The sequence below is a fragment of the Catenulispora sp. EB89 genome (assembly GCF_041261445.1).
In the GTDB taxonomy this organism is placed as follows: domain Bacteria; phylum Actinomycetota; class Actinomycetes; order Streptomycetales; family Catenulisporaceae; genus Catenulispora.
In genome coordinates this window covers 102,365-126,633 of record NZ_JBGCCU010000026.1, presented here as the reverse complement: position 1 = coordinate 126,633, position 24,269 = coordinate 102,365, and the positions used below count along the sequence as shown (strand labels likewise).

Sequence of the window (24,269 nt, the reverse complement as noted above, 5' to 3'; positions counted from 1 at the left end):
GACCTCCGACGGCTGGCTCACGCCCGCTTGCTCTTGTGGCTCTGAGCTGGGTTTTCAGAGGAGTAAGGTTTCTTAACCTTGCCGTATCATCTGATGTCATGTTCACTCAGGGTCGTGACATCATATATGATCGCCCCTCGAAGCAGGGGCAGACGACACCGCATCCTGCGTCTCGCAGCGGCTACGGCCGTGGCGGCGCTCGCCCTGGCGGGCGTCCAGGGCACCGCCCTCGCCGCGTCGGCCGCCGGCCCGTCCGCGGCTTCGGTCGCTTCGGCTGCACAGGCGGCTCCCGCCGCGCACGCCGCCGCGGTGTTCAACGTCAAGAACTACGGGGCCACCGGCAACGGCTCCACCAACGACTCCCCGGCCATCAACAAGGCCGTCACCGCCGCGAACGCTGCCGGCGGCGGCATCGTCGAGTTCCCGTCCGGCAGCTACAAGTCGGCGAACACGATCCACCTCAAGAGCAACGTCACCATCCAGCTCGACGCCGGCTCCAAGGTGCTCGGCTCCAGCGCCAAGACCTACGACGCCGCCGAGGCGAACCCCTACGACAAGTACCAGGACTACGGGCACAGCCACTTCCACGACGCCATGTTCTACGGCGACAAGCTCTCGAACATCGGCTTCACCGGCTCCGGCACCATCGACGGCAACGGAAGCCTGATCGCCGGCAACCCCGGCGCCGGCCAGGCCGACAAAATCATCTCCCTGACCCGGTGCACCAACCTCACGCTCAGCGGCATCACGCTGGCTCGCGGCGGGCACTTCGGGGCGCTGATCAACGGCTGTGACGGCGTGGTCTCCGACCACCTCACGATCAACACCTCCAGCGACCGCGACGGCTGGAACATCATCTCCACGACGCACGTCACCATCACCAACGCGAACATCTCCTCCAACGACGACGCGCTGGTGTTCAAGAGCGACTACGCGCTCGGGGCGACGCTGCCCAGCGGCCACGTGACCGTCACCGGCTCCACGCTGAAGGCCAAGTGCTGCAACGCCCTGATGTTCGGCTCGGAGACCTGCGGCTCCTTCACCGACTACCAGTTCCAGCAGATCACCATCCTCGGCGCCGGCAAGTCCGGCCTGGGCATGGTGAGCATGGACGGCGCCGACATCTCCGACGTGCACTACAAGGAGATCACCATGACCGGCGTGCACTCGCCGATCATGCAGAAGATCGGCACGAGGCTTCGATGCGGCGGCAAACCGACGGTCGGGCATATCAGTAACGTGACATACGACACGATCACCGGCACCGGCGCGTCCAGCCCGGACTACAGCCCGACGATCTGGGGTGCCGACGCCTCGCACCAGATCAGCAACGAGACCTTCACCAACGTCAACATCACGGTCCCCGGCGGCAAGGGCACCATGTCCACCGGCGTGCCCAGCAACAACGGCGACTACAACCCGAACAGCATCGGCACCCGGCCGGCCTACGGCTGGTACCTGCACAACGTCTCCGGGATCCACTTCACCGGCAGCGAGGTCAAGACCGGGGCGAGCGACGGCCGGCCGGCGATCCTGGCCAACGCCGGCAGCGACATCACCTTCGACGGCCTGACCGCGCAGACCAGCAGTTCCAGTCCGTTCGACATCGGCTTCCAGAACATCTCCGGGTACTGCGTCAGCAACAGCAAGAACACCTCCGGCGGCGCCTTGCGCGTGTCGGCAAGCGGTTCGACGAGCAGCTGCGGTACCGGCGCCCGAGATCTGGATGTCCCCGGCCTCGACGTTTCCGGCCTCGGCTGAGCGGGGCGACGGGATGTTCAGAGGGTTCAGACCCATTAGAGGGCTGATTCTGGTGGCCGGTGCCGCCGCGCTGGCGGTGGCGGGCATCGCGTCGGTGCCGGCGTCCGCCGCGCCGGCCCGCTGGTCGCCGTCGGCGGCAGTCGCGGCTCAGGCGGCTGCACCGAATCAGACCACTTCGACGCCCGCGGCCGCTCCGGCCGCCGATCCCTTGCTGTCGCTGAACAAACCGGCGACCGCTTCCTCCTCCGGCAGCTGCTGCGCCGCCGCGCTCGTCGACGACGGCAGCTCGACCACCCGCTGGGCCAGCGCCGCGGGCGCCGACCCGCAGTGGATCTACCTCGACCTCGGCGCGACCGCGCACGTCAGCCGCGTGCGGCTGCAGTGGGACACGTCCTGCGCGACCGCGTACGAGATCGACGTCTCAGCCGATCACACCTCCTGGACGAAGATCTACAGCACGACCGCCGGCAAGGGCGGCGTGGAGGACCTGACCACGCTCGACGGCACCGGCCGCTACGTCCGCATGTACGGAACGAAACGCTGCCGCAGTGACGCCAGTCACGGCTACTCGCTGCAGGAACTCGGCGTCTACGGCACGATCGGCGGCGACACCACGCCGCCGAGCCCGCCGGGGACCCCGACGCTGGTCTCCGACACGCCGAACAGCGTCACCATCGCCTGGGCGGCCTCGACCGACAACGTCGGCGTCAGCGGCTACGACATCTACCACGACGGTCAGCTGTGCGCGCAGGTGGGCGGCAGTACCCTGACAGCCACCTGCTCCTCGCTCAGTCCGAACGTCGCCTACGGGTTCTACGTCAACGCCCGTGACGCGGCCGGCAACGTCAGCCAGCCGTCCGGCACGCTGCACGTCACCACCCCGCCGTCCGGCGACACCACGCCGCCGACGGTACCCGGCAACGTGCACTCCACCGCGGTGACGAGTACCAGCGTCACTCTGGCGTGGACCGCCTCGACCGACAACGTCGCGGTGGCCGGATACCGCGTCTACAACGTGGTGAACGGCACGCGCACCCAGGTCGGCACCGCGGACGCCAACGCCACCGGCACGCAGGTGGACGGCCTCACGCCGAACACCGCCTACCACTTCCAGGTCACCGCCTACGACGGCAACGCCAACGAGAGCGCGGGCAGCACACCGCTCGTCGACGTCACCACGTCGGCGGCCGACGGCTGTCCGCCGTCGCAGGGTGTCTGCACCGTGACCCAGGTCGGCACTGACGACGACGTGGTGTGGGGCCTGGTCACGCTGCCGGACGGCACGATCCTGTTCAACGAGCGCGACGCCCACGACATCGTGCACCTGAACCCCAAGACGGGAGCCAAGAAGAGCATCGGCACGGTGCCGAACGTGCAGAGCACCGACGGCGAGGGCGGCCTGACCGGGCTGGAGATCAACCCGGTGAGCTTCGCCTCGGACCACTGGCTCTACATCATGCACACCTCGCCGACCGACAACCGCATCGTCCGGATCAAGTACGACCCGACCACCGACACGTTGCAGACCGCCACCGAGCAGATCCTGCTGACCGGCATCGAGCGCAACAAGTTCCACAACGGCGGACGGCTCCGATTCAGCCCGGACGGCAAGTACCTCTACGCCGGCACCGGCGACGCGCAGAACGGGGCGAACGCCCAGAACACCAGCAGCCTCAACGGCAAGGTGCTGCGCATCAACCCGGACGGGACCATCCCGGCCGACAACCCGTTCCACAACGCGGTCTGGAGCTACGGGCACCGGAACGTGCAGGGGCTCGCCTTCGACGCCGAGGGCCGCCTGTGGGAGCAGGAGTTCGGCAACAACATCATGGACGAGACCAACCTGATCGTGAAGGGCGGCAACTACGGCTGGCCGTCCTGCGAGGGCACGTCCGGCACCTGCGGCACAGCAGGATTCATCGCGCCGAAGCACACCTACCCGGTGGCCGAGGGCTCGTGCAGCGGAATCACCATCATCCGCGACTTCCTGTACGTGGCCTGCGAACGCGGGACGCGCCTGTACCGCGAGCAGATCAGCGGCAGCAGCCTGACCAACGTCCAGCAGTTCTTCGTCGGGACGTACGGCCGGCTGCGCACCGTCGAGCCGGCGCCGGACGGCGGGATGTGGATGGCCACGTCCAATGGCGGCGACAAGGACAGCATTCCCCACAACAGCAACAACCAGATCTTTCATGTGGCGCTGTCCTGAGCTGAGGTGATGGGACTGCGCGACTGAGGGAGCGACAGCCGGGTCAGGGGACGTCCCCTGACCCGGCTGTCTGCCGTCGCCGCGGTCCCGGCGTCAGCTCTCGTGGCCGCCGACGGCGTTGGCGATCTGATTCTCAGTGTTCTGACCGATCACGGTCTTGCCGCCGAAGATCTCGACGGCGGCCACCGACGAACGCCAGCCGTTGAGCGCGGCCAGCAGGCCCGGATCGGCCGTCGTGCTGCCGGTCAGGAGCAGGGGCTCGCCGGCGTTCGCAGCGAAGGCGCCTCCGGTCAGGGCGTCCGGGAAGTTGAACGCGTAGGCCACGCCGACCGCGGTCGGCGCGTGACCGGTGGTGCGTACGACGGCGGCGGCGACGTCTTCGGCGGTGGCGAAACGGTCGCCGCCGGCGAGGACGTTCACCGTCCTGCCGGTGCTGCCCAGCCGTGCCGCGGCCTTGCCCGCGGCACCGCCGACGGCATCGATCGTCTTGTGCGCGGCCAGGAACGAGGCCGTGGCCGGGTCGAGCGCCGTCCCGTTGGACAGCACGATCGGGGCGTTGCGGACCGCGCCCAACGGACCGGCGGCCAGCGCGTCGGGGAAGTCCAGGCCGGTCGCGACGATCGCCTCGGACGTCGGGCCGAACTGCTTGGCCACCGCCAGCGCCGTCCCGAAACGGTCCGCGCCCGACAGGCGGACGACGTTGTAGCCGGCCTTCTTCAGCGCGGTCTGGATCGCCGGTGAGATCGCGTTGTCGCCACCGAGTATGTAAATGCTCTTGCCCGACGCCGGTCCGCCCAGGACGCGGTCGATCTCGGCACGCGTGGCCGGGTCGAGTGTGGTGGGCTCGGTGAGGAGCAGGGGCCCGTGCAGGTGGGCCGCGAGCGGTCCGCCGGCCAGCGCGTCCGGTGCGGCGTCGCCGCGGGCCAGGACGACTGCGTTCGCGCTCCCGCTGCGCCACTGGGCTTGGGATACCTGACGGCCGGTGGCGTAGCGGTCGGTGCCTCCGAGCCGGGTGACGGCGGTCCCGGTTCCGGGTCCGGGTCCGGGTCCGGTCCCGGTGTACGACGTGACGGCCACCGCCGGGATGCCCGAGGCGGTCTCCAGTCCGGTGATGGTGTTGGTGACCTTCTCGGTCCGGGTGTCGATGACCGCGGCCGCGGCTTGGCCGTGGAAGCTCGGGCAGGAGGCGTAAGCCGTTGAGCCGTCGGCGCTGATGGCGATGCCGTAGGGGCCGTAGCCGGAGGTGACGCCGATGGTCTCGGCGACTGTCCCCTTCGCTGTGTCGATCACGGAGACGCTGTCGCCGGTACTGTTGGCCACGTAGGCGGTCGAGCCGTTGGGCGTGATCGCGACGCTGGTCGGGCTTTTGCCCACGGCGATGGTGCGCTTCGTGCCGGCCGCGAAGTCGAGCACTGAGACGGTGTTGTCGCCGGAGTTGGTGACGTAGACATCCGAACCGCCGGGGGCCACGGCGATGCCGTGCGGGATCGAGCCGACGGCGTAGAGGGCGGTGACGGTGTTCGTCGCGGTGTCGATGACCGAGACGGTGTTGTCGCCGGCATTGGCCACGTACGCGGTCGACCCGTCGGGACTGATCGCGATGCCTGAGGGGGCGCTGCCGACGGTGATCTCCGCGATCTGGGTCTTGGTCGCGGTGTTGACCGCCAGGACCGAGTTGCCGAAGGTGCTGGCGACGTAGGCGGTCGCGCCGTTGGGCGTCAAGGCGATCGCGTCGGCCGAGTTTGTCAGCGCGATGTTGGTCGTGATGGTGTTCGTCGCGGTGTTGATGACCGTGACGTGCCCATCGCTCAGGGCCACGTAGGCGGTCGATCCGTCTGGGCTGACCACAGCCTGGCTGGCTGGACCGGTGTTGAACGTGGCCGCGATGGAGTGCTTCGTCAGGTCGTAGGCGGTCACCGACTCGGTGTTGCTGTTGTCGCCCGGAATGTAGAGCATTGTGTCGCCGTGCGCCGCGGAGGCCGCGCTCGCCGTCGTCACCGACGGGCCGATCGACGCGGCCAGCACGCCGAGCGATGCCACAGCGATGCCGTATTTCCTGGTGATGGTCATGGATTCCCCCGGGAAGGCGAAGCGCGAGAGTTGGCATCGCCTTTGCTCGTGTATTGACTTGGCTGTGTTCAGCGTGGCGATGGTATCAGCTGAAGTGAATACGAGTAAGTCAATCGTGAGCTGAGATGAATCGAAGCAGGGCTACCGCGGTTCGTCCCCCGGGCCGTTCGTGCCCTCGGTCGCGCGGCGGACCTGGGCGCCGAGGTACTGGATCGGAGCTACGAGGGCGGCGGCGTAGGCGGCGCCGGCGCTGATCTCCACCATGGTGTCGCGGCCGACCGGGCTGACCAGGCACAGTTGCTCGGCTACGAAGCGTCCCCAGGCTCGCCGGTAGTTCACTGACTGGCGCGCGAAGGAGAAGGAGTAGGGCGCGACGATGTCGTCGGGGGCGAGCAGTCCCCAGCGGCCACTGACCACGAACCACGGCACGCCGCTTGCCTCGGCCTGGGCGCGTCGGCCGGCGAACAGTGGGCTGACATAGAGGTCGCGGGCTGCGGCGGGCTTGCTCAACTGCGCTGTTCCATCTCCGATGAGGAGGATGGACGCTGCGGTCGACGAGGCGGGCGAGGACGCGGGGGACGGTGTCGGAGATCCATCGTCGAGGGGCATTGGCATAGCACAGAGCTACACGATCGCAGCGGGGAGTGCCAAAAGGGGAGGCGTGAGGGTGACAGTGCGGAGCCCAGAAGTCGTCGCCTGCATCACAAGCCCAACCGCGCCTGCCTTCGTACATCCGTGCGTCTGATTGCGTTTGTCTCTGCGGCGCAGGGGCACCCGGAGCCGGCGGTGTCGAGCCGCGCCGATTCCGAGCAGGCCGCAGGGAAGGGAAACCCGGGATGAGTACCAGAGCCGCACCGCGGGCGCGTCGATCGAGTTCATGGGCCCGGCGTCGTGGTTCGACGGCCGTCGGGTCGCGCGAGCCGGTGCTGGACGCGTTGGGCCGCGCCGGTTTCGTCGCGCGCGGTGTGGTCTACCTGCTGATCGGTTGGATCGCGCTGTTGATCGCGCTTGATCACCGGACCGGGGAGGCTGACCGTTCCGGTGCCCTGGAGCTCATCGCGGGCAAGCCGTATGGGTTCGCTGTGTTGTGGTTCCTGGTCGTCGGCTTCGCCGGGATGGCGTTGTGGCGTCTGATGCTGGCGCTGCGGCCGCAGCGGGCCGACAAGAGTGGGGCCGCCTCCCGGCTCACGTCGGCGGGCAAGGCAGTGCTCTACATCGTCGCGGCGTACACGACGGCGCGGTTCACCGTCACCGGGCACGCGAGCGCGTCGTCGAACCAGCAGTCGGCGGACTTCACCACCGATCTGATGCGGCACGGCGGCGGCCGGTGGCTGGTCGGGGCGATCGGCATCGGGCTGGTGGTCGGGGGTGCCGTCATGATCAAGGGGGCGCTGGAGAAGCGCTTTGCGAAGGAGCTGCGGACCGGGTCGTTGTCCGCTGCGGCGCGTCGTCGGGTGTTGCTGCTGGGAGCCGTCGGCAAGACGGCGCGCGGGGTGATCGTCGTCGGCGCGGGCGGCTTCTTGGTCGACGCGGCCGTCAGGTTCGATCCCTCGCGGGCCCGCGGCGTGGACGGCACGCTGCGGGCTTTGGCCGCTGCCCCGTTCGGCTCGGCCGTCCTGATCGCGATGGCCGTGGGCCTGGCCGCGTTCGGTGCGTACTCGTTCTGCGAGGCACGGTGGCGGCGGCTTTAGGAGGCGTGGCGCCGGTCCGGCCCCGGAACCGTCCCAGAACCGCCTCGGGTCCGCCCGAGCGCCGGCTCCGGGTCCCGCTCCGGGTCCAGTTCCGGGTCCCGCTCCGGCTCCAGGCCCGGCTCCGGCTCCGCTCGCGAGCGCCCCTGTGGTGAGCCATGCTGTCGAGTCGTGCCGCCTTCCGTCCCCTGCAAGCCCGGCGTCCGCTTGGAGGTGCCGAGTGACCGTCGACCGCCGATGCCGCGCCCTGGCCCGGATCGCGGTGGTCTGCCTGTTCGTCGCGCTCGTCGCGTTGGTGATCGCCGTCGTCTTCTTCGACGGTCTGACCATGGTGGTCGCGGTCCTAGCAGCGCTGCTGCTGACCGGAGCCGGCGCCTGGTGGTTCGTCGCACGCCGCGGGGCGCTCAGGCGGTTCGGCGCGGTGCTGGCGGTGGCCGCACCGGTGACGCTGGTGGCGTTGTCCGTCGCGGTCGGCTTCTGGCGCGACGGTATCGCCGTCGCGCTCCCGGGGGCGGCCGGGCTGGTCTGTGCGCGCGCAGCGGTGCGCGGCCTGGACCACCCGCCGGAATTCGCGCGGCCCCGCTACCGGCGCTCGGCCCGCCCCCGCAGGCCGGTGCTGATCATGAACCCGGAGTCCGGCGGTGGCAAGGTCGGTGAGTTCGCCCTGGTGGACAAGGCCGAATCCCTCGGCGCCCGGGTGATCCTGCTGGACCCCGGAGCCGATCAAGACGTCGCACAACTGGCGCACCAGGCCGTGGCCGACGGCGCCGACCTGCTCGGAGTGGCCGGCGGCGACGGTACCCAGGCGCTGGTGGCGGCCGTCGCCGCCGAGCACGACCTGCCGTTCCTGGTGCTGTCCGCCGGCACCCGCAACCACTTCGCGATGGACCTGGGCCTGGACCGCGACGACCCGGCCGCCGGCCTGGACGCACTGCGCGACGGCGTGGAACTGCGCGTGGACCTCGGTACCGTGGCGGGCCGGCCGTTCGTCAACACGGCGTCCTTCGGGGCCTACGCCGAGATAGTCCAGGATCCGCGGTACCGGGACTCGAAGGCCGGAACGGCGCTGGACAGCCTGCCCGACCTGCTCCCCGGCGACGACGCGGCGCTCACCGTGGACGTGGACGGCGACCGCCTGCCGACGCCTCAGATGCTGCTGGTGAGCAACAACCCCTATCTGGAGTCCGGCACGCTCGGTGGCGGACGCCGTCCGCGCCTGGACCGCGGGGTCCTGGGCGTGGTGGCCGTCCGGGTGGACGGTGCGCTCAGCGCGGCCCAGATGGCGCTGCTGGGCGCCGGTTCCGGAGCCGTCACCGTGCGCGACGCCCGGGAGGTGCGCGTCGGGGCGGCCGAAGCGGCGATCCCGGTCGCCGTGGACGGCGAGGCCCTGAGCCTGGAGACCCCGGTGGTCTGCACGATCCGCCCCGGCGCACTGCGCGTCCAGGTGCCGCGCCGCCGGCCCGACACCTCGCCGCCCCGGCCCTTGCGGACCGAATGGCGCACCATCCTGGGCCTGGCCCTCGGCCGCCTCGGTACCGAAGCGCACCAGGGAGACGACCGATGACCAGCCATCCCCTGACGCGCAGGCTCGGGGACCTCGACGCGCGCGCGTACGCCGCGGTGGCTCGCACACCCACTCCCGACGCCGTCGACGTGGCCGTGCGCACGCTCTCGCGCCTCGCGAACCACTCGAAGATCTCGTTCACCATCGCCGCGGCGCTCGCCGTCCGGCCCGGACGGCCGCGGCTGGCCGCCGCGACCGGCCTCGGCGCCGTCGGTGTCGCCTCGGTGACCGCCAACCTGCTCGCGAAGCGGCTGGCACGCCGGCCCCGGCCCCCGCGCGCCGAACCGGGACTGTTCCCGAGGCGCTACGTCGTGATGCCGCACTCGGCGTCGTTCCCGTCCGGGCACACGGCATCGGCGGTGGCGTTCGCGGTCGCCGTCGGGAGGGTCCTGCCGGGCATGGCGGCCCCGCTCGGAGCGCTCGCCGCGATCGTCGGATACTCGCGGGTCCACACCGGCGTGCACTATCCCGGCGACGTGGCCGGCGGCGCGGTACTCGGCGCGGCCAGCGCGGCGTTGGTGCTCAAGGCCAGCCGGTCGATGCAGACCGGCGCCTCCCCGGCGCGCGGGTAGCGTATTCGAGTTCTGATTCACTGATTCACAGGGGGCTGCGGCGCCCTTGGTTCCGCACGGGGGTTGGACGGGGTCGGGACGACTCTTGCACCCCGGTCGAACGGCCAGTAGTTTCACCATCGCCCACAGTGAATTCGTACCCTGATTCACTGTGCGCGCGCCGTTCCACGCCACCGTCCCCGCCGTTCCAGGAGCCTTCGTGGAAACACCCCACCAGCACCGCGCGGTCAGAGCCCTGATCGCACTCGCCACCCTCACCGCCGCCGCGCTCTCCATCGGTACCGCCCAGAGCGCCCTCGCGGCGTCCGGGCCGGTCCCGGGCAGCGCGTCCTCAAGCGGGCACCAGGTCGCGGTCAAGCGCCTGTGTGCCGCGCCGAGCGACGGGCGGATGGCCTGTATGGCGTTGGCCCGTACCGACATCCAGGCGGTGAAGGCGGACGCCATCGTGCCGAACGCCACCCCGTCCGGATACGGCCCGACCGACCTGCGCTCGGCCTACAACCTCTCCGGGAGCGGCAGCGCCGGCGAGACGATAGCGATCGTCGACGCCTACGACGACCCGAACGCCGAGAGCGACCTCGCCGCCTACCGCAGCCAGTACGGCCTGAGCGCGTGCACCACCGCGAACGGCTGCTTCCGCAAGGTCAACCAGAGCGGCGGCACCAGCTACCCGACCGGTGACTCCGGCTGGGCCGGGGAGATCTCGCTGGACGTGGACATGGTCTCGGCCATCGCGCCGTCGGCCCACATCCTGCTGGTCGAGGCGAACTCCTCGACGATGGCCGACCTCGGCACCGCGGAGAACGAGGCCGTGGCGCTCGGCGCGCGGTTCGTCAGCAACAGCTGGGGCGGGGGCGACAGCGCCTCGGACGCCGGCTATGACAGCTCCTACTTCAACCACCCGGGCGTGGCCATCACCGTCTCCTCCGGCGACGGCGCGTACAGCGCGGGCGTCGAGTACCCGGCCGCGTCGCAGTACGTGACCGCGGTCGGCGGCACGAGCCTGACCCGGGCCTCGAACGCGCGCGGCTGGACCGAGAGCGTCTGGAAGACCAGCACCACCGAGGGCGCCGGCTCGGGCTGCTCCGGCTACGACGCCAAGCCCGCCTGGCAGACCGACTCCGGCTGCGCCAAGCGCATGGTCGCCGACGTGTCCGCGGTCGCCGACCCGGCGACCGGCGTCGCCGTCTACGACAGCTACGGCGCGGCCGGCTGGCAGGTCTACGGCGGCACCTCGGCGGCGTCGCCCATCATCGCGTCCGTCTACGCCCTGGCGGGTACGCCGGGCAGCGGCGATCGGCCGTCGCAGTACCCCTACCAGCACACCGCCGCCCTGAACGACGTGACCACCGGCAACAACGGCACGTGCAGCCCCGCCTACTTCTGCACCGCCGGACCCGGCTACGACGGCCCCACCGGCCTGGGCACGCCCAACGGCAGCACGGCGTTCGCCTCGGCCGGCGCGACCGGGGGCAACCTGCTCCAGTCGCCGTCCTTCGAGGGATCGGCAGCCGGCTGGCAGGCGTTTGTCCCGACCGGGGGCACCGTGAACATGGTCGACTACAACACGGCCGCCGGCGCCCCGGCCACGGCCCACGACGGCACCTGGTACCTGGCCTTCAACACCAACGCCTCCGGCGGCTCGGTCTACCAGGACGTCACCGTCAACTCGGCGGCCAACAGCTCGTGGACCGCGACGGCGTGGGTCGCCGCGCAGTCCGGCACCGCCAGCGGCACGTTCTGCGCCTGGGCCCTGGGACCGAACGTCAACAGCTGCCACAACTACACGGTCGGCACCGGCTACACCCAGCTCCAGGCGGTCCTCAGCCTGCCGTCGACGTACTCGTCGATCCGCTTCCAGGTCTACCCGGCCGTCAACGGCGGCACCACCGACCTGGACACCACCAGCCTGGTCGCGAACAAGCTGACCGCCGGCTCCTTCGAGCAGAACACCACCGGCTGGCAGCGCTTCGTCCCCACCGGCGGCACGGTGAACATGGTGAACTACAACACCTCCGCCGGCGCCCCGGCACCGGCCCAGGACGCGAGCGGCTACCTGGCGTTCAACACCAACGCTTCCGGCGGCTCGGTCTACCAGGACGTACCGGTCAGCGCCGCGGCGGGCACCTCTTACACGGCGACTGTGTGGCTCTCGTCCCAGGGTGGGACGACCAGCGGCACCTTCTGCTTGTGGGGTCTGGGCCCGAATACGAACGCCTGCACGAGCTATAGCGTGGCCGCGGGGAGCTACACGTTCTACAAGGTCGTCTACACCGTCCCGCAGGCGCTCTCGTCCCTGCGGTTCCAGGTGTACCCGGCCGTCAACGGCGGCACCACGGACATGGATACGGCGACGGTGGTTCCGAGCTGACCGCCTGAGGGAAAGCAGACGGCCCGGCGTGGTCATGCCGGGCCGTTTTCGCGGGACCGCTAGCCGATGGCCGTCGGCGACTCAGGCCTCGTCGATTCGTACCAGTGCGACGACCGCTCGGGTCGCCGTCGTGATCTCGAAGCGCTCGCCGCGTGCCATAACGGCGTCGAGTTCTCCGAGCCTGGTCGTGGTCGTGCCGCACCGCACATCGGCGTGGCCTTCGACCAGTACCGCGATCGCGACGCTTCGTGCGTCGTGGAGGGCCACGCGGATTTCGGCGTGGGGATCCGGCAGGTTGGCGAACGTCACGTCCGCCTTCGCCGCGCCGGCGCGCGTCATGACGTTGAAGTCGACGACGGGGCCGTCGATGAGGGCGCAGTCGGTCTGGCTGCCGCCGGAGAACGCGAGTGGTTCGAACCGATCGGCCACGCGGTGCTCGACCCCGTCGATCGTCAGCAGCATGCCCGCGCCGCGAACCAGCGTGATGAGGCGGTCGTAGCCGTCGAACGGCGAGAACGGACCGTTGGCGGCGATGTCCGCCAGGCTGATCCGCCAAAGGAAGTCACTGAGCGTGCCGCCTTCGCCGGGCTGCCCGGCGACGGCGACCTCCCTTGTCACGCCGCCGCCGTTCTTCCAAGGCGTCGCGCTGCGGTCGGCCGCGGGGAGCAGTGTCAGAGTCATCAAGATCCATGCTAGTGCGTCGGTGCGGGCAGCGGCTCGTGTCAGCGTTCGGTGAAGGCCGCGATGTGGTCGGCGATGAAGGTGCGCAGCGAGCGCGGCGCGGTGCCGGTGACCGCTGCGAACTCGTCCGACAGCCATGCGGCGTCGCCCTCGGCGATCAGTCCGAAGGCCTGGGCGTTGGAAGTCGCGACGGTTTCAGGGACGCCGGCCCGGACCATCGCCGTCTGGTGTTCGGCCGGTGTGGTCTGGCGGTATTCGACCGTGTATCCGAGCGCGGCGGACAGTTCCTTGGCGACATCGTGGTAGCTGAGCAGTTCCGGGCCGCTCAGCCAGTAGGCCCGGCCGGCGTGCGCCGTCGGCTCGACCGCCACCTTCGCGGCGGTGGCGGCGACGTCGCGGGCGTCGATCATGCCGACTTGGCCGTCGCCGGCGGACATCACGAAGGCGCGTGTCTGTTTGATGGTCGGCGCCAGGGCGAGGAGGTTCTGCATGTAGGCGTTGGCCCGCAGCAGGGTGTAGGAGAGGCCGGAGGTCTCCAGGTACGCCTCGATCTGCGCCTGCCCGCGCCGGCGCTCGACCGGGGAGTCGGCCGACGCCTTGCTCGTGATCTTGACGATGTGCCGCACCCCCTGCCGCGCGGCGCTGGCGATGACCGCGATCTCCTGCGCCGGAACGGCCGGGCTGACCAGGATGACGGTCTCGATGCCGCGCATCGCCGCGTCCAGCGTCTCCGGGCGGTCGAAGTCGCCGACGGCGATCTCGACGTCGGCCTGCGGCGCGCGGGCCGCGTCGCGCACCAGCGCTCGGGTGGGGTGGCGCTGTGCGCCGAGCAGGCGGGCGGCTTCGGAACCGACCTTTCCGGACGCGCCGGTTACCAGAATCATGATGTTCTCCCTCGTCGCCCAGATTGGATAGCTCAATCCAATCTAGAGCCGCTAAAATTGGATCGTCAAATCCAGTTTTGGGAGTGAGCGATGGCGACAGAGGCGGCGAGACAGGACGCGCCGAGTACCAGGAAGGGCCGTGCGACCCGCGACCGGATCATCGCGGCGGCCGCGGATCTCATGTACCGGTACGGAGCGGCCGGCACGAGCACCCCGGCGCTGCGGGACGCCGCCGGAGTGAGTTCCTCGCAGATCTACCACTACTTCGCCGACAAGGACGATCTGACCCGGGCCGTCATCGCCTTCCAGACGGAGGCGATCCTCGCGAATCAGGCCCCGCTGCTGGCTCGGCTCGACAGCGTCGACGCGCTGCGGGCCTGGCGTGACGTCGTCGTCGACGCCGCCCGGCGGCAGCACGGTGCCGGCGGCTGCCCGCTGGGCAACCTGTCCAGCGAGCTGTCCGACCACCACGCCTGGGCCCGCGACGCCCTGGCCTCGAGTTTCACCGCGTGGGCCGCGGTGATTCGCGAGGGTCTGCTCGGCATGGTCGCGGAGGGCACCTTGCGTCCGCAGGCTGACGCCGACCGGCTCGCCCTCGCACTCTTGGCGGCCGTGCAGGGCGGGCTTATTCTCGCGCAGGCCCAGCGCAGCACCGACGCGTTGGAGGCCGCCATCGACACCGTGATCGCGCAGATCGCGCAGATCCAGGATCAGGGCTGTTTACCGCCGGTGATGCCGTATGCTGACGGTAGTAACGATGCCTGACTAGTTCGCGAGGGGTGGCATGGACGACGGTCAACGGGTTGATCTAGGGGTGTCGCTGTTCATCCCCTACCGGTATACCGAGGACCGGCTCTTCCGGGCCCTGCGGGATGCCGGGTTCGACGACTGGACGCTCGCCCAGTGTCGGGTCTTCCAACGCGTCGGCCCTGACGGCTCGCGCCTCAAGGACCTCGCCGATCAGGCGCAGATGACCAAGCAGAGCGCCAGCGTGATGGTCGACCAGCTCGAGCACCTGGGGTACGTCCGCCGGGTCCCCGACCCCACGGACGGCCGGGCCCGGCTGATCGTGATCGAGGAGCGCGGCAAGCGGGCCGTCGAGGTGGCCATGGCCACGCTCGACGAGATCTACGCGGAGTGGAAGACCTACCTCGGTACCCGCAACTTCACGTTGCTGCAGCAGATTCTCGATCAGCTCCGCGAGATCACCGATCCCTACGCCTGACGGCCACGGCTCGGCCTGCCCTCATCAATGATCCTGACCATCTGCGGTCTTGGCGGGTGATTGCGGCGCGGTGCGGCGCGGTGCGTTGCGGTGCACCGCGGCGGTGATCGCTGTGCGACGGCCCGTCGTCCGTGGGTGTGGTGCGCTGCCCCGCGGTGCGATGTGGTGCGGCGCGGGTCGCGGAACTGTCAGCCGCGGATCGCGGTGGTTTCGCGGGTGAACTGGCGGTGGCCGATCAGCTTGTAGGCCAAGCGCGCCGGCGCCGGCACGACCTGCATGAACCGCTGCCGCTCCGCGTCACTGGCCTCCTCGGTGATGTGGCCGAGGATGACCAACCGCCGGGTGAGCGGAATCGCGCTCATGCCGTGCTTGGCGAGCGCGTCCCACTCGCTCTGCGTCACCGTGACCGCGACGATCGGGAGCAGCTTCTGCTCCTCCTCGGCCAGGTGGGCGATCAGCGTCGGCATCGTGGCTTCGACGCGGGCCGCCATCCGCTCGCCGGCGGCGGCGTCAGCGCTCGCGGTCCACGCCGGCAGGTCCGCTTCGAGGGCCCTGACAGCGTCGTCGACCTGCGCGTGCTGGGCGTCCATCCGGTCCATCAGCTCCGGGTCGAGCTCGGCTCGCGCACGCAGCAAGGGGAAGAGCAGTTCGTCTTCGCCGGTGTGGTGCGTGTGGAGGAAGTCCAGCATCTCGCGGGCGTGGGTGCCGACGACCTTGGACCGGGCCCGGTCGTCGGCGGCGGCGCGGAACAGTCGGGGGAGCTGACCGAACTCGCGTCGAAGGACGCGGTGGATCAGAACCATCTCGTGGGTGTCGACGGGGGTCCCGGCGGTGTTCATCGCGACTCCTCAGTGGGCGCGGGGAACTCCGCGCGGTGGGCCTTGGCCCAGTCGAGGAAGCTGCGTGCCGCGCGCCCGGTGACCTCGGCGACATCGCCTGTCGGCTCGGCGTTGTACGGCTCCATGGTCGAGCGGAACAGCTCGACGACGGCCTGCGCCTGTTCCTCGGGCACGCCGTAGGTCACCATCTGCGCGACCATGCCGGCCGGGTCGGCTTCGACGTAGCGCAGGTCGCGCCACAGCACCTCGCCCAGGAGTGCCACCTGCTCGGCGGGGCCGAGCGCTTCGGGGCCGGTGAGCTCGTAGACGCGGTGGTGGTGGCCGTCCTGAGTGAGGCAGGCCGCGGCGACCGCCGCGATGTCCGCCGGGTCGACGACGGCGGCCCGTCCGGCGGCGAACGGCGCGTACACGACCTGGTCGGCCGCGATCATTCCCGCCCAGTTGAGCGCGTTGGACATGAACGCGGTGGGGCGCAGGAAGGTCCATGCGACGCCGCTGTCCCGGATTGCCTCCTCGCCGGCCCGGTGCAGGGTGGTGATCGGGTCGGTGCCGTCGTGCCCGACGTTGCGCACGGAGAGCTTGACGATCCGCTCCACGCCCGCCTGCTGTGCCGCGGCCGCGAGCCGCTGGTCGTGTGCGGCGATGGTGAGCCCGTGGGTTATCGCGAACACGGCGTGCACGCCGTCCAGCACGGGTGTCAGATCGCTGTCTCCGAGATCGGCGACGACCTTCTGGACGCCGTCGGGGAAGACCGCGTCGGGATCGCGGGTGAGGACCCGCAGGCGACCGGCCTGGGCGGGAAGCAGCGCTTTGACGGCTTCCGAACCGACGGTGCCGGTGGCTCCGGTGATCAAGATCATGGGTGGTGGTCCTTTGCTCTCGGTCTGCCAACTGGTCAGCTTTCATGACTACCATAGTCATGCGTTCGAGCTGCTGGCAACAGCGGCAGGTGCAGGGAGTATCACGCGATTTGCGCACCTGGCAGGCGTTCGACGTCGGTTTGACTTCGTCAGCTAAGCTGACTACATTGTCAATAATCCTGACGGAATCCAGAGAGGGAAGTACCGTGAAGTTTCTTGTCCTTGGAGGGACCGGGCGCACTGGTGCCCTGTTCGTCAAGAAGGCGCTCGACGAGGGACACGAGGTCACCGCCGTCGTTCGGCGGGCCGGCTCGTCCGTCGACCCGCGCGCTCACCTCGTCACCGGTGACGTCACCGACGCCGCCGTGATCGCGAAGGCGGCCCACGGCCACGACGCGATCATCAGCACACTCGGAGTGAAGAGCGCCGGCGAGACCCCGACGCTGATCACCGACATGGTCCGCGCGGTCATCGAGTCCGCGAAGACCTCCGGCGTCGACCGTTTCGTCCTGCTGTCCGCGTTCGGAGTCGGCGACTCCCTCGCCAAGGCGTCATTTCTCGTGGGCCCGCTCTTCCGAACCATGCTCCGGAAGACCTATGCGGACAAGGCCGCCTCGGAAGTGCTCCTGAAGGCCAGCGGCCTGAAGTGGACCCTCGAATATCCCGGGGCGCTGAACAACGGCGACAGCACGCGCTACAGCACCGCCGTGCTGGAGGACGTCAAGAAGACGCCGATCTTCCCCTCGACCTCGCGCACGAACGTCGCCGAGTTCCTTCTCCGCGCTGCCGTGGGCGACGCTTTCATCCGTCAGATCGCAGTGGTCTTCGACGCCAAGTAGGTCGCCCGTGTCGGCGCGAGGAATGCTGTCCGCGAGCGCCTGTCAGGGTGAACCCTACCGGGATCGCGCCGCGCTCTGATCGAATGCCGGTCCGACCGCGCGTATGGTGTGTACGCGGGAGGATGGTGCCGAATGGGAATGCTTGATCGTGTCGAACGGCGACTGGACAACTTGATCAGCGGGGGCTTCGCTCGTGCCTTCAAGGCCGAGTTGGTGCCCGCGGACGTCGCCGCGGAGCTGCGGCGTGAGTGTGATGACACGGTCGTGGCCCGGGGGCACGGGCGTTCGGTGGCGGCCAACGACTATGTCGTGCAGGTGGCTCCCGAGGACTTCGCCCGGCTCGCCCCGCACGCCGCGGAGCTGGCGGCTCAGCTGAACGAAGCGGTTCGCGCCCACGCGCATGAGCAGCGCTACCTCCTGGTCGGGCCGCCCGCGGTGCGGCTTGAGCCGGCCGAGGACCTCGCCGTCGGGGTGTGCCGTGTCAGCAGCGCCGCCCTGCCGGCCGGCGAGTTCCCCGGCTCCACCGCGCGCCGGGCGACGGCTCCCTGGCTCGAGGTGAACGGGTCTCAGATCCCGTTGACCACGCGGCTGATCATCCTCGGGCGCGGCCCGGACGCGGACGTCAGACTGCAGGACCCGGGAGTCTCATCACGGCACGCCGCGATCCGCCTCGGCGGCTCGGCGAGCATCGAGGACCTCGGCTCCACGAACGGAACCTTCGTGGACGGCCGCCGCGTCGGCACAGCAGATCTGGCCGACGGAGCCGTGATCGGCCTCGGAGGCGTCCGCGTGACGTTCCACGCTGCCTGAACGAGTGTCCGCCTGGCGGCACGGTCGTTTTTGTGGCGGAGGGCCGCGTTGTCGGCGTGGCTTCCACGCGCCGCCGGCCCCGGTTCCCTGACGCCGCTGATGCTCCGAGCCGTCAGCAACGGCAGATCGTCACCACCGCCGATTGCTCCCGGCGCGCCGGGCGGCCAGATCGGCCTGGGGGTCCCACAGCGAATCCTCGGCCATCGCCTTGAGGATCCGGGCGACGAGTCGTACGCGCTCCAGCCAGCGCCACTCGGGGCCGATGCCTGCCGGGCGCCGGTAGCGGACCGAGCGTGGGAACAGGGCTGCGACCAGGGTCTCGGGGGTGGCTTTGACGCGGGAGGGGATCTCGTAGAGCGTGAAGGCCACGCCGGCGTGGGCGGCGAGTGCGGCGAGGTCGTCCTCGGTGAAGCCGACGACGGCGACGGTGGTCAGGCGGCGGGACCAGCGGTCGAGCAGGTGGACGCGGTCCAGGGGTAGGAGGCGGGGTTTGGTGACCACGAGTTCGGCGACGAGGAGGTCGCCGAGGTCGGGAGCGGGGGCGTAGGGGCGTAGGCGGGTTCCGCGCAGTACGCCGCCGCGGATGGTCGTCCACGTCAGTGTCGCGCCGCGGCGGTCGGTCAGGGTCAACGCGGTGCCGGTCCATGTCAGCTCGCTGCAGGTGCGCGAGTACTCGCCGGGCGCGACGTTGTAGACGACGGTCGGTCGGGCCGTGAACGGTGTCGCAGAGGGCTGCGTCGACGGGGCTTTTCGCAGCTGCTTCGGTTGTGAGTTCCCGCGCCGGAACAGCTTCCTGCACGACTTGGCGGCCTCGGCCTCGATGAAAGCCTGTCGTGCGCGCAGCCGCACCGGCGCGCGTCGCAGCCGGATGGTCGCCTGGCGCGTGATGCCGGGCCCGACCAAGGCGATGCCCAGCATCACCAACGGGGTCACCAGCCCGACCGTCGCAGTCGCCGTCGCCAGCAGCGCCAGCGCCGCGATCCCCAGTACTCGCCAGAACCACGTTCGTAGGAAGAACGCCACGTGCGGAAGCGTAGACGATCCCTGATCAGGGGCGCCTACACGCTCTCGGCGTCCACCTCGTCCACCTCGTCCAACTGGTCCACCTCCACCTCGTTGAGCCGAGCCTCGACCCACTCGATGATGAGCTCCGTCGCCTGCTCCGGCGTCGGCATCGTCGGCCCGATGACGTTGCGGCGCTGCCACAGCTCGAACGTCGGCCGGAGCTGCGGCTCCACCACGATGTGCCCCTCGTCGCGGAGCTGGGCCACGTGACGCCGGGTGGGCGGCTTCTCCCACATCACCTTGTTCATGTTCGGGAAGAACATCACCGGGCGCGGGCTGGACAGGATCGCGGTCTGGGCGGGGGTGCCCGCCAGGCCGAGTGCGGCGGCGGCGAGCATGTTCGCGGTGGCCGGCAGGACGACGACGCCCAGCGACCGGTGGGCGAGCTCGGCCGGGTTGAGAGTCGGGTCGTCGCTGGTGAACAGCTCGTCGGCGTAGAAACCCGCGAGTTGCCGGGGGATGAAGCGTTCGGCGCTGTGCGTGAGCAGGATTCGCAGCGGCACGTCCATCTCCTGGCGCAGCCAGATCAGGTAGGCCGGGATCGACGATCCGGATCCGCACACGATCACTGATAGTGCGTCATCTCGCATGGGGGTCAGCGTGGTCGGGCCCGCCGGCCGCGCGCATGGGGGATCAGCCCCCAGATTCGGTGGCGGGGCGCGGCGGAATCCGGGGGGTCGGGCCGGTGTCCGGCTTCCTCGTGCGGTGCGAGCGTCACATCGTGTCGCGGCAGTCCGCCGCACCGACCGTGAGGAGAACAGGAATGAAGAAGATCAGCGTGCGCAAGACCGGGTCCATCAAGCTCACGAGCTCCGCCCCGCTGTACTGCGGTAGCTGCTGCTGAGTTCACGCGCGCCGGCCGCCCTGCGCCAACGCCGGGGCGGCCCCGCGACCGTGGCGGAGGAAGACCGGCCGAGCGACCGGCTTGGGAGGAGGCGTTGATGTCCGAGCTGGAGTTCCATCCGCTCACCTACATCGCCGAGGGCGACGGTGTGACCGTCGGCCGCGTCGACAACGACTCGTACGTTCAGCTGCCGGCGGACGGCGCCGAACTGCTGCGTCGGCTCAGCCACGGCATGCGCGTCCCCGATGCCGCCGCCTGGTACGAGGGGGAGTACGGCGAGCAGTTGGACGTGGACGACTTCGTCGAGTCGATGCGCGAGGTCGGCTTCGTGCGCGCCGACGGCGAGCCGGTCGCGATCGCTCCCACGCCGCGCTGGCAGCGCCTGGGACGCCTCGCCTTCGGGCCGGCGGCGTGGGCGGTCTACGCGGCGGTGGCGGCCGCCGCCGGTTGGGCGCTGGCGACGCGGCCCACCCTGCGTCCGCATCCGGCGCAGCTGTTCTTCGTCCCGCACCTGATCGTCGTGCAACTGGTGATCGCGCTGTTGCAGTCCCCGGCCGTGCTGTGGCACGAGTGGTACCACGTCCTGGCCGCCCGCCGGCTCGGGCTGGCCTCCCGCATGTCCGTCGGCCGCCGGTACTTCTACGTGGTGGTCGAGACGTCTATGGACGGGCTGCTGGGGGTCCCGCCCCGGCGCCGGTATCTGCCGATGCTGGCCGGCATTCTGGCCGACCTCGTGCTGTACTCGCTGCTGGTGCTGGCCGCCGCGGCGCTCGGACAGTCGCTGTTCGGCAGGTTGGCAGTGGCCGTCGCCTATACGGTCCTGCTCCGCGTCGTGTGGCAGTTCTTCATCTTTCTGCGAACCGACTTGTACTTCGTGGCCGCCACCGCCCTGGGCTGCGTCGACCTCGCCAGCGCGTCGCGCGCGTACCTGCGGCACCGGCTGCACTCGCTGCACTGGCTGCACCGGCTCCGCTGGCTGCGTCGCCGCCCACAGCCAGCGGAGGCGGACTGGTCCGACGACGTGTGGAGCCCCCGCGACCGGCGGGGCGCGCCGGTGTTCCTGCTGCTCAGCGTCCTCGGCGGGGTCGCGCTCGTGGCCACGACGGTGCTCGGTGCGCTCCCGGTCCTGGTGCTGTTCCTGCGCCGCGCGGCGTCGGAGCTGTCCGGGCACGGCGGCGTGGTCGGCATCGGCGACTCGGCCGCCTCGGTGCTGATGCTGACCGCCGAACTCGTCGTCCTGCCGCTGCTGGCCGGATGGCGTTCCACCAGATCACGACAGGAGTAGCACATGACAGCCCATGAATGGCAGACCGGCGCCGGGCGGGCCCAGGATCCGGCCGGCGCGATCCGCGTCGACTGCCATCGCGGCCTGCGCGGCCCCTACACCGGGATGGGTTCGCTGCTGCGGGTCCTGGTGCCGCGGATCCAGGAGGCGAGACCGGATCTGGTCCGTGCGCATCTGACCGAGATCCTTTCAGCGGCCCCGGAACTCGCCGACCTCGTTGGGCCCGGTCCCGAGACGCTGACCTCGCTGGCGTCGCCGGCCGAGCGGACCCGGATCTATCCGGCGAACCGGACCCGGCGGCTGGCGCACGGTGCGGTCGAGCTGCTGACGGCGTTCGCCGCGGAGCAGCCGGATCCGTTGGCGGTGGCTTTCGACCGCGTCGAGGACGCCGACCACACCGACCAGGAGTTTCTCGCCATCCTGCTGCGGCGCTGCCCGGCCGACCGGATCCGCGTGGTGGTCGCCACCCGGGGTGAGGACCTGTCCGACGAGTTGGTCGCGAATCTGGGTCGCTACTCGCGACGCGTCGCCGTGCCCCCGTCTGTGCGCGACTCTGCGTCCGCGTCCGACTCAGAAGCCAGAGACCAGGACGCGCTGCTGCACGCCTTCATCGAAGCCGACGGCACCAGCACCGATCCCGCCGAACGCGCCGCCTACGACCGAGCGGACCCGGACCAAAGGGCACGGCTGCACGAGGAGCACGCGGCCGCACTGGACGCACGCGGCGAGCGCAGCCTGTGGTTCGGCGCGATCCCGTACCACCTGGAGCACGGCACCGACCCGGCAGGCGCCGGCGTCCAGGCGCTGTACGACGCGACCCGGCACTGCGGCGCCATGGGCTTCTACCGCATGGTCATCGAGCTGGGCCTGCGCGGCCGGGCCCTGGTCGATCCCGCGACCCGCATGGAAGAGTTCTGGCTTCTGAGCACCCGGGTCAGCTCGGCGCACGTGGCGCTCGGCGAAACCCTCGTCGGCGAGCCCACCTATCACGAGCTGCGCGCCCGCTTCGCCGACCCGGAACTGCACATGTCCATGAGCTACGCGCTGGCTATGCTCTACACCCGGCACCACCCTCCCGAGCTGCGGGACCACCGGGTCGCCCGGGCCCACATCAACAACGCGATCGCGATCGCCACGCTGCTGCCCGATCCCGCGGAACGGGCCTTCCAGACAGTGTTCCAGCAGAACGGGCTGGCGCTCATCGAGATGCACCAGGGCCACCTGGACGAGGCCCTGCGGCTGGTCGACGAGGGCGCGCACCGGCTGTCGGTGGAGCTGCCGGAGCGGGCCCACCAGCTGCACCGTTCCGTGCTCCTGCACAACCGGGCCAAGGTGTGCCTGGCCCTGGGCCGCAAGGAGGAAGCGCTCGGCGACTTCGACCAGATCGTCGAGGTGGACCCGAACTATCCCGACTACTACTTCGAGCGCGCCGAAGCCCGACGCCAACTCGGCGACGTCGCCGGTGCCCTGATCGACTGCGACACCGCGATCGCCATCTCGCCGCCGTTCTGGGAACTCCACTACAACCGCGGCGACATCCGGGCCGCGCTCGGCGACACGGCCGGGGCGATCGCGGACTTCGGCTACGTCGTCGAACTCGAACCGGATCAGATCCAGGCCCGGACCAACCTGATCTGCCTGCTCCTGGACGCCGAGCAGCCGGACCGGGCCCGGCGCGAGCTGGCCGCCGGGCTGGACCTCCAGCCCGACCAGCCGGAGCTGCTGTGCCTGCGCGGGCAGGAGCGGCTGACGGCCGGCGATCCGACGGCCGCGGCGGCGGACTTCGGCCGCGCGCTGGCCGCCGATCCGGAGCTGGTCCCGGCGCTGGCCGGCCGGGCCGAGGCGGCGTTCCAGCACGGCGACCGCGCCGCGGCCGCGGCCGATCTGCGCGCCGCGCTACGGTTCCAGGCGGACAACTCCGACCTGTGGTTCAACCTGGGTGCCGTGTTGGAGGCCGGCGGAGACCCGGACGCCGTTCGGGCCTACACCGAGGCGCTGAGCGTGGCACCGGACGAGGCGCGGGCCGAGATCCAGGCGGGCCTGGACCGGTGCCACGCCGCGGCCCCCGCGGGCGTGCGGTGACTTCCGGTGCGGCGGGCCCGGGCCGGTCCGGGCCCGGCCCCGGGCTCGCTGCGCCTGCCGCGCTCGCTTCCGTCGCCAACCCGGCCAACGCCGCCAACCCCGCCGCCACCGCCACCTTCGCCGCCATCACCGCCGCGCCCGTCGACGGCTGGGCGCTGCGGTGCTTCATGCGGCGGTGGGCGACCGGCGTCGCGGTCGTGACCGGGATGGCCGACCGGCCCGTGGGCTGCACGGTGACCGCGTTCACCTCGGTGTCGCTGGATCCGCCGCTGCTGCTGGTGTGCCTGGGCCGGGGCAGCCGCACCCGCGCCGCGATCGCGGAGCGGCCGGTCTTCGGCGTCAACGTGCTCAGTGCCCGTCAGCACGCTGTGGCCGAGGCCTTCGCCGCTGCCGACGCCGACCGGTTCCGAGACGTGCCGTTCCACGTCGTGCACGACGTGCCGGTGCTCGACGAGGCGCTCGTGGCGGTGGTCTGCGCCGTGCGGTCGGCTGTGCCGGCCGGCGACCACGATCTGCTGCTGGGCGCGCCCCTGTGGTACCGGGACGGCGTCGGGCCGATCGCGCCGCCACTCCTGCACTACGCCGGCGGCCTGGTGCGGACCGCGTCACTCTGACGTGCC

The 24,269-nt window shown here is 70.5% G+C and carries 21 protein-coding genes; 13 read left to right on the top strand and 8 right to left on the bottom strand.

The genetic code is table 11. The features are described 5' to 3' along the window. Nucleotides 1-189: 189 nt before the first annotated feature. The gene (locus ABH920_RS39340; RefSeq protein ID WP_370354397.1) at nucleotides 190-1,761 is read left to right on the top strand and encodes a glycoside hydrolase family 28 protein; all 1,572 of its coding nucleotides are present in this window, start codon (nucleotides 190-192) and stop codon (nucleotides 1,759-1,761) included. A gap of 94 nt (nucleotides 1,762-1,855) precedes the next feature. Continuing rightward, complete coding sequence (locus ABH920_RS39335; protein WP_370354443.1) at nucleotides 1,856-3,970, top strand: PQQ-dependent sugar dehydrogenase; 2,115 nt, start codon at nucleotides 1,856-1,858, stop codon at nucleotides 3,968-3,970. A gap of 93 nt (nucleotides 3,971-4,063) precedes the next feature. On the opposite strand, the gene ABH920_RS39330 is transcribed toward ABH920_RS39335, so the two are convergent. Continuing rightward, entirely contained in the window at nucleotides 4,064-6,040 is a 1,977-nt protein-coding gene (locus tag ABH920_RS39330) for a cell wall-binding repeat-containing protein (RefSeq protein WP_370354396.1), read from the bottom strand. Between the two features lie 141 nt (nucleotides 6,041-6,181). Continuing rightward, on the bottom strand, nucleotides 6,182-6,649 hold the full coding sequence (locus tag ABH920_RS39325; protein WP_370354395.1) for a DUF6884 domain-containing protein: 468 nt from the start codon (nucleotides 6,647-6,649) through the stop codon (nucleotides 6,182-6,184). Between the two features lie 227 nt (nucleotides 6,650-6,876). Here ABH920_RS39325 and ABH920_RS39320 point away from each other — a divergent pair, with 227 nt between their 5' ends. From ABH920_RS39320 to ABH920_RS39305, 4 genes are all read left to right on the top strand, one after another. Continuing rightward, entirely contained in the window at nucleotides 6,877-7,731 is an 855-nt protein-coding gene (locus ABH920_RS39320) for a DUF1206 domain-containing protein (RefSeq protein ID WP_370354394.1), read from the top strand. A gap of 217 nt (nucleotides 7,732-7,948) precedes the next feature. Beyond that, nucleotides 7,949-9,292, top strand: a complete 1,344-nt coding sequence (locus ABH920_RS39315; protein ID WP_370354393.1) for a diacylglycerol kinase family protein — start codon at nucleotides 7,949-7,951, stop codon at nucleotides 9,290-9,292. Then, a complete protein-coding gene (locus ABH920_RS39310; RefSeq protein WP_370354392.1) occupies nucleotides 9,289-9,864 on the top strand; it encodes a phosphatase PAP2 family protein in 576 nt (191 codons plus the stop codon). The genes ABH920_RS39315 and ABH920_RS39310 overlap by 4 nt, the downstream gene beginning before the upstream one ends. 199 nt (nucleotides 9,865-10,063) lie before the next feature. Next, nucleotides 10,064-12,235, top strand: a complete 2,172-nt coding sequence (locus tag ABH920_RS39305) for a hypothetical protein (protein ID WP_370354391.1) — start codon at nucleotides 10,064-10,066, stop codon at nucleotides 12,233-12,235. Between the two features lie 81 nt (nucleotides 12,236-12,316). Here ABH920_RS39305 and ABH920_RS39300 read toward each other — a convergent pair whose 3' ends face one another. Further along, nucleotides 12,317-12,916: a HutD family protein gene (locus ABH920_RS39300; protein ID WP_370354390.1), complete on the bottom strand. Its 600-nt coding sequence runs from the start codon at nucleotides 12,914-12,916 to the stop codon at nucleotides 12,317-12,319. A gap of 41 nt (nucleotides 12,917-12,957) precedes the next feature. Beyond that, nucleotides 12,958-13,800: an NmrA family NAD(P)-binding protein gene (locus ABH920_RS39295; RefSeq protein WP_370354389.1), complete on the bottom strand. Its 843-nt coding sequence runs from the start codon at nucleotides 13,798-13,800 to the stop codon at nucleotides 12,958-12,960. A 90-nt stretch (nucleotides 13,801-13,890) separates the two neighbouring features. Here ABH920_RS39295 and ABH920_RS39290 point away from each other — a divergent pair, with 90 nt between their 5' ends. Beyond that, nucleotides 13,891-14,565 carry a TetR/AcrR family transcriptional regulator gene (locus ABH920_RS39290; protein WP_370354388.1) on the top strand — a complete coding sequence of 225 codons (675 nt, stop codon included), beginning with the start codon at nucleotides 13,891-13,893 and terminating at the stop codon, nucleotides 14,563-14,565. 19 nt (nucleotides 14,566-14,584) lie between these two features. Beyond that, nucleotides 14,585-15,025 (top strand): MarR family winged helix-turn-helix transcriptional regulator, encoded by a 441-nt coding sequence (locus ABH920_RS39285; protein WP_370354387.1) that lies wholly within the window; start codon nucleotides 14,585-14,587, stop codon nucleotides 15,023-15,025. A gap of 188 nt (nucleotides 15,026-15,213) precedes the next feature. On the opposite strand, the gene ABH920_RS39280 is transcribed toward ABH920_RS39285, so the two are convergent. Both ABH920_RS39280 and ABH920_RS39275 read right to left on the bottom strand, forming a co-directional pair. Continuing rightward, entirely contained in the window at nucleotides 15,214-15,864 is a 651-nt protein-coding gene (locus ABH920_RS39280) for a hemerythrin domain-containing protein (RefSeq protein WP_370354386.1), read from the bottom strand. Then, nucleotides 15,861-16,724: an NAD(P)H-binding protein gene (locus ABH920_RS39275; protein ID WP_370354385.1), complete on the bottom strand. Its 864-nt coding sequence runs from the start codon at nucleotides 16,722-16,724 to the stop codon at nucleotides 15,861-15,863. The genes ABH920_RS39280 and ABH920_RS39275 overlap by 4 nt, the downstream gene beginning before the upstream one ends. 206 nt (nucleotides 16,725-16,930) lie before the next feature. Here ABH920_RS39275 and ABH920_RS39270 point away from each other — a divergent pair, with 206 nt between their 5' ends. Continuing rightward, on the top strand, nucleotides 16,931-17,563 hold the full coding sequence (locus ABH920_RS39270; RefSeq protein WP_370354384.1) for an NAD(P)-dependent oxidoreductase: 633 nt from the start codon (nucleotides 16,931-16,933) through the stop codon (nucleotides 17,561-17,563). Nucleotides 17,564-17,695: 132 nt separating this feature from the next. Then, nucleotides 17,696-18,373 carry an FhaA domain-containing protein gene (locus ABH920_RS39265; RefSeq protein WP_370354383.1) on the top strand — a complete coding sequence of 226 codons (678 nt, stop codon included), beginning with the start codon at nucleotides 17,696-17,698 and terminating at the stop codon, nucleotides 18,371-18,373. Nucleotides 18,374-18,502: 129 nt separating this feature from the next. Here the strand turns inward: ABH920_RS39265 and ABH920_RS39260 are convergent, their stop codons facing one another. Together ABH920_RS39260 and ABH920_RS39255 are read right to left on the bottom strand one after the other, a co-directional pair. Further along, nucleotides 18,503-19,396 (bottom strand): hypothetical protein, encoded by an 894-nt coding sequence (locus ABH920_RS39260; RefSeq protein WP_370354382.1) that lies wholly within the window; start codon nucleotides 19,394-19,396, stop codon nucleotides 18,503-18,505. A 35-nt stretch (nucleotides 19,397-19,431) separates the two neighbouring features. Beyond that, a complete protein-coding gene (locus ABH920_RS39255; RefSeq protein WP_370354381.1) occupies nucleotides 19,432-20,028 on the bottom strand; it encodes a flavoprotein in 597 nt (198 codons plus the stop codon). Nucleotides 20,029-20,379: 351 nt separating this feature from the next. Here ABH920_RS39255 and ABH920_RS39250 point away from each other — a divergent pair, with 351 nt between their 5' ends. Genes ABH920_RS39250 through ABH920_RS39240 form a run of 3 tightly spaced genes read left to right on the top strand, consistent with a single transcriptional unit; the run spans nucleotide 20,380 to nucleotide 24,263 of the window. Further along, the gene (locus ABH920_RS39250; RefSeq protein ID WP_370354380.1) at nucleotides 20,380-21,567 is read left to right on the top strand and encodes a hypothetical protein; all 1,188 of its coding nucleotides are present in this window, start codon (nucleotides 20,380-20,382) and stop codon (nucleotides 21,565-21,567) included. Nucleotides 21,568-21,570: 3 nt separating this feature from the next. Continuing rightward, complete coding sequence (locus ABH920_RS39245; RefSeq protein WP_370354379.1) at nucleotides 21,571-23,649, top strand: tetratricopeptide repeat protein; 2,079 nt, start codon at nucleotides 21,571-21,573, stop codon at nucleotides 23,647-23,649. Beyond that, on the top strand, nucleotides 23,646-24,263 hold the full coding sequence (locus ABH920_RS39240; RefSeq protein ID WP_370354378.1) for a flavin reductase family protein: 618 nt from the start codon (nucleotides 23,646-23,648) through the stop codon (nucleotides 24,261-24,263). Before ABH920_RS39245 ends, ABH920_RS39240 begins: the two co-directional genes overlap by 4 nt. The last annotated feature ends 6 nt before the right edge of the window (nucleotides 24,264-24,269 follow it).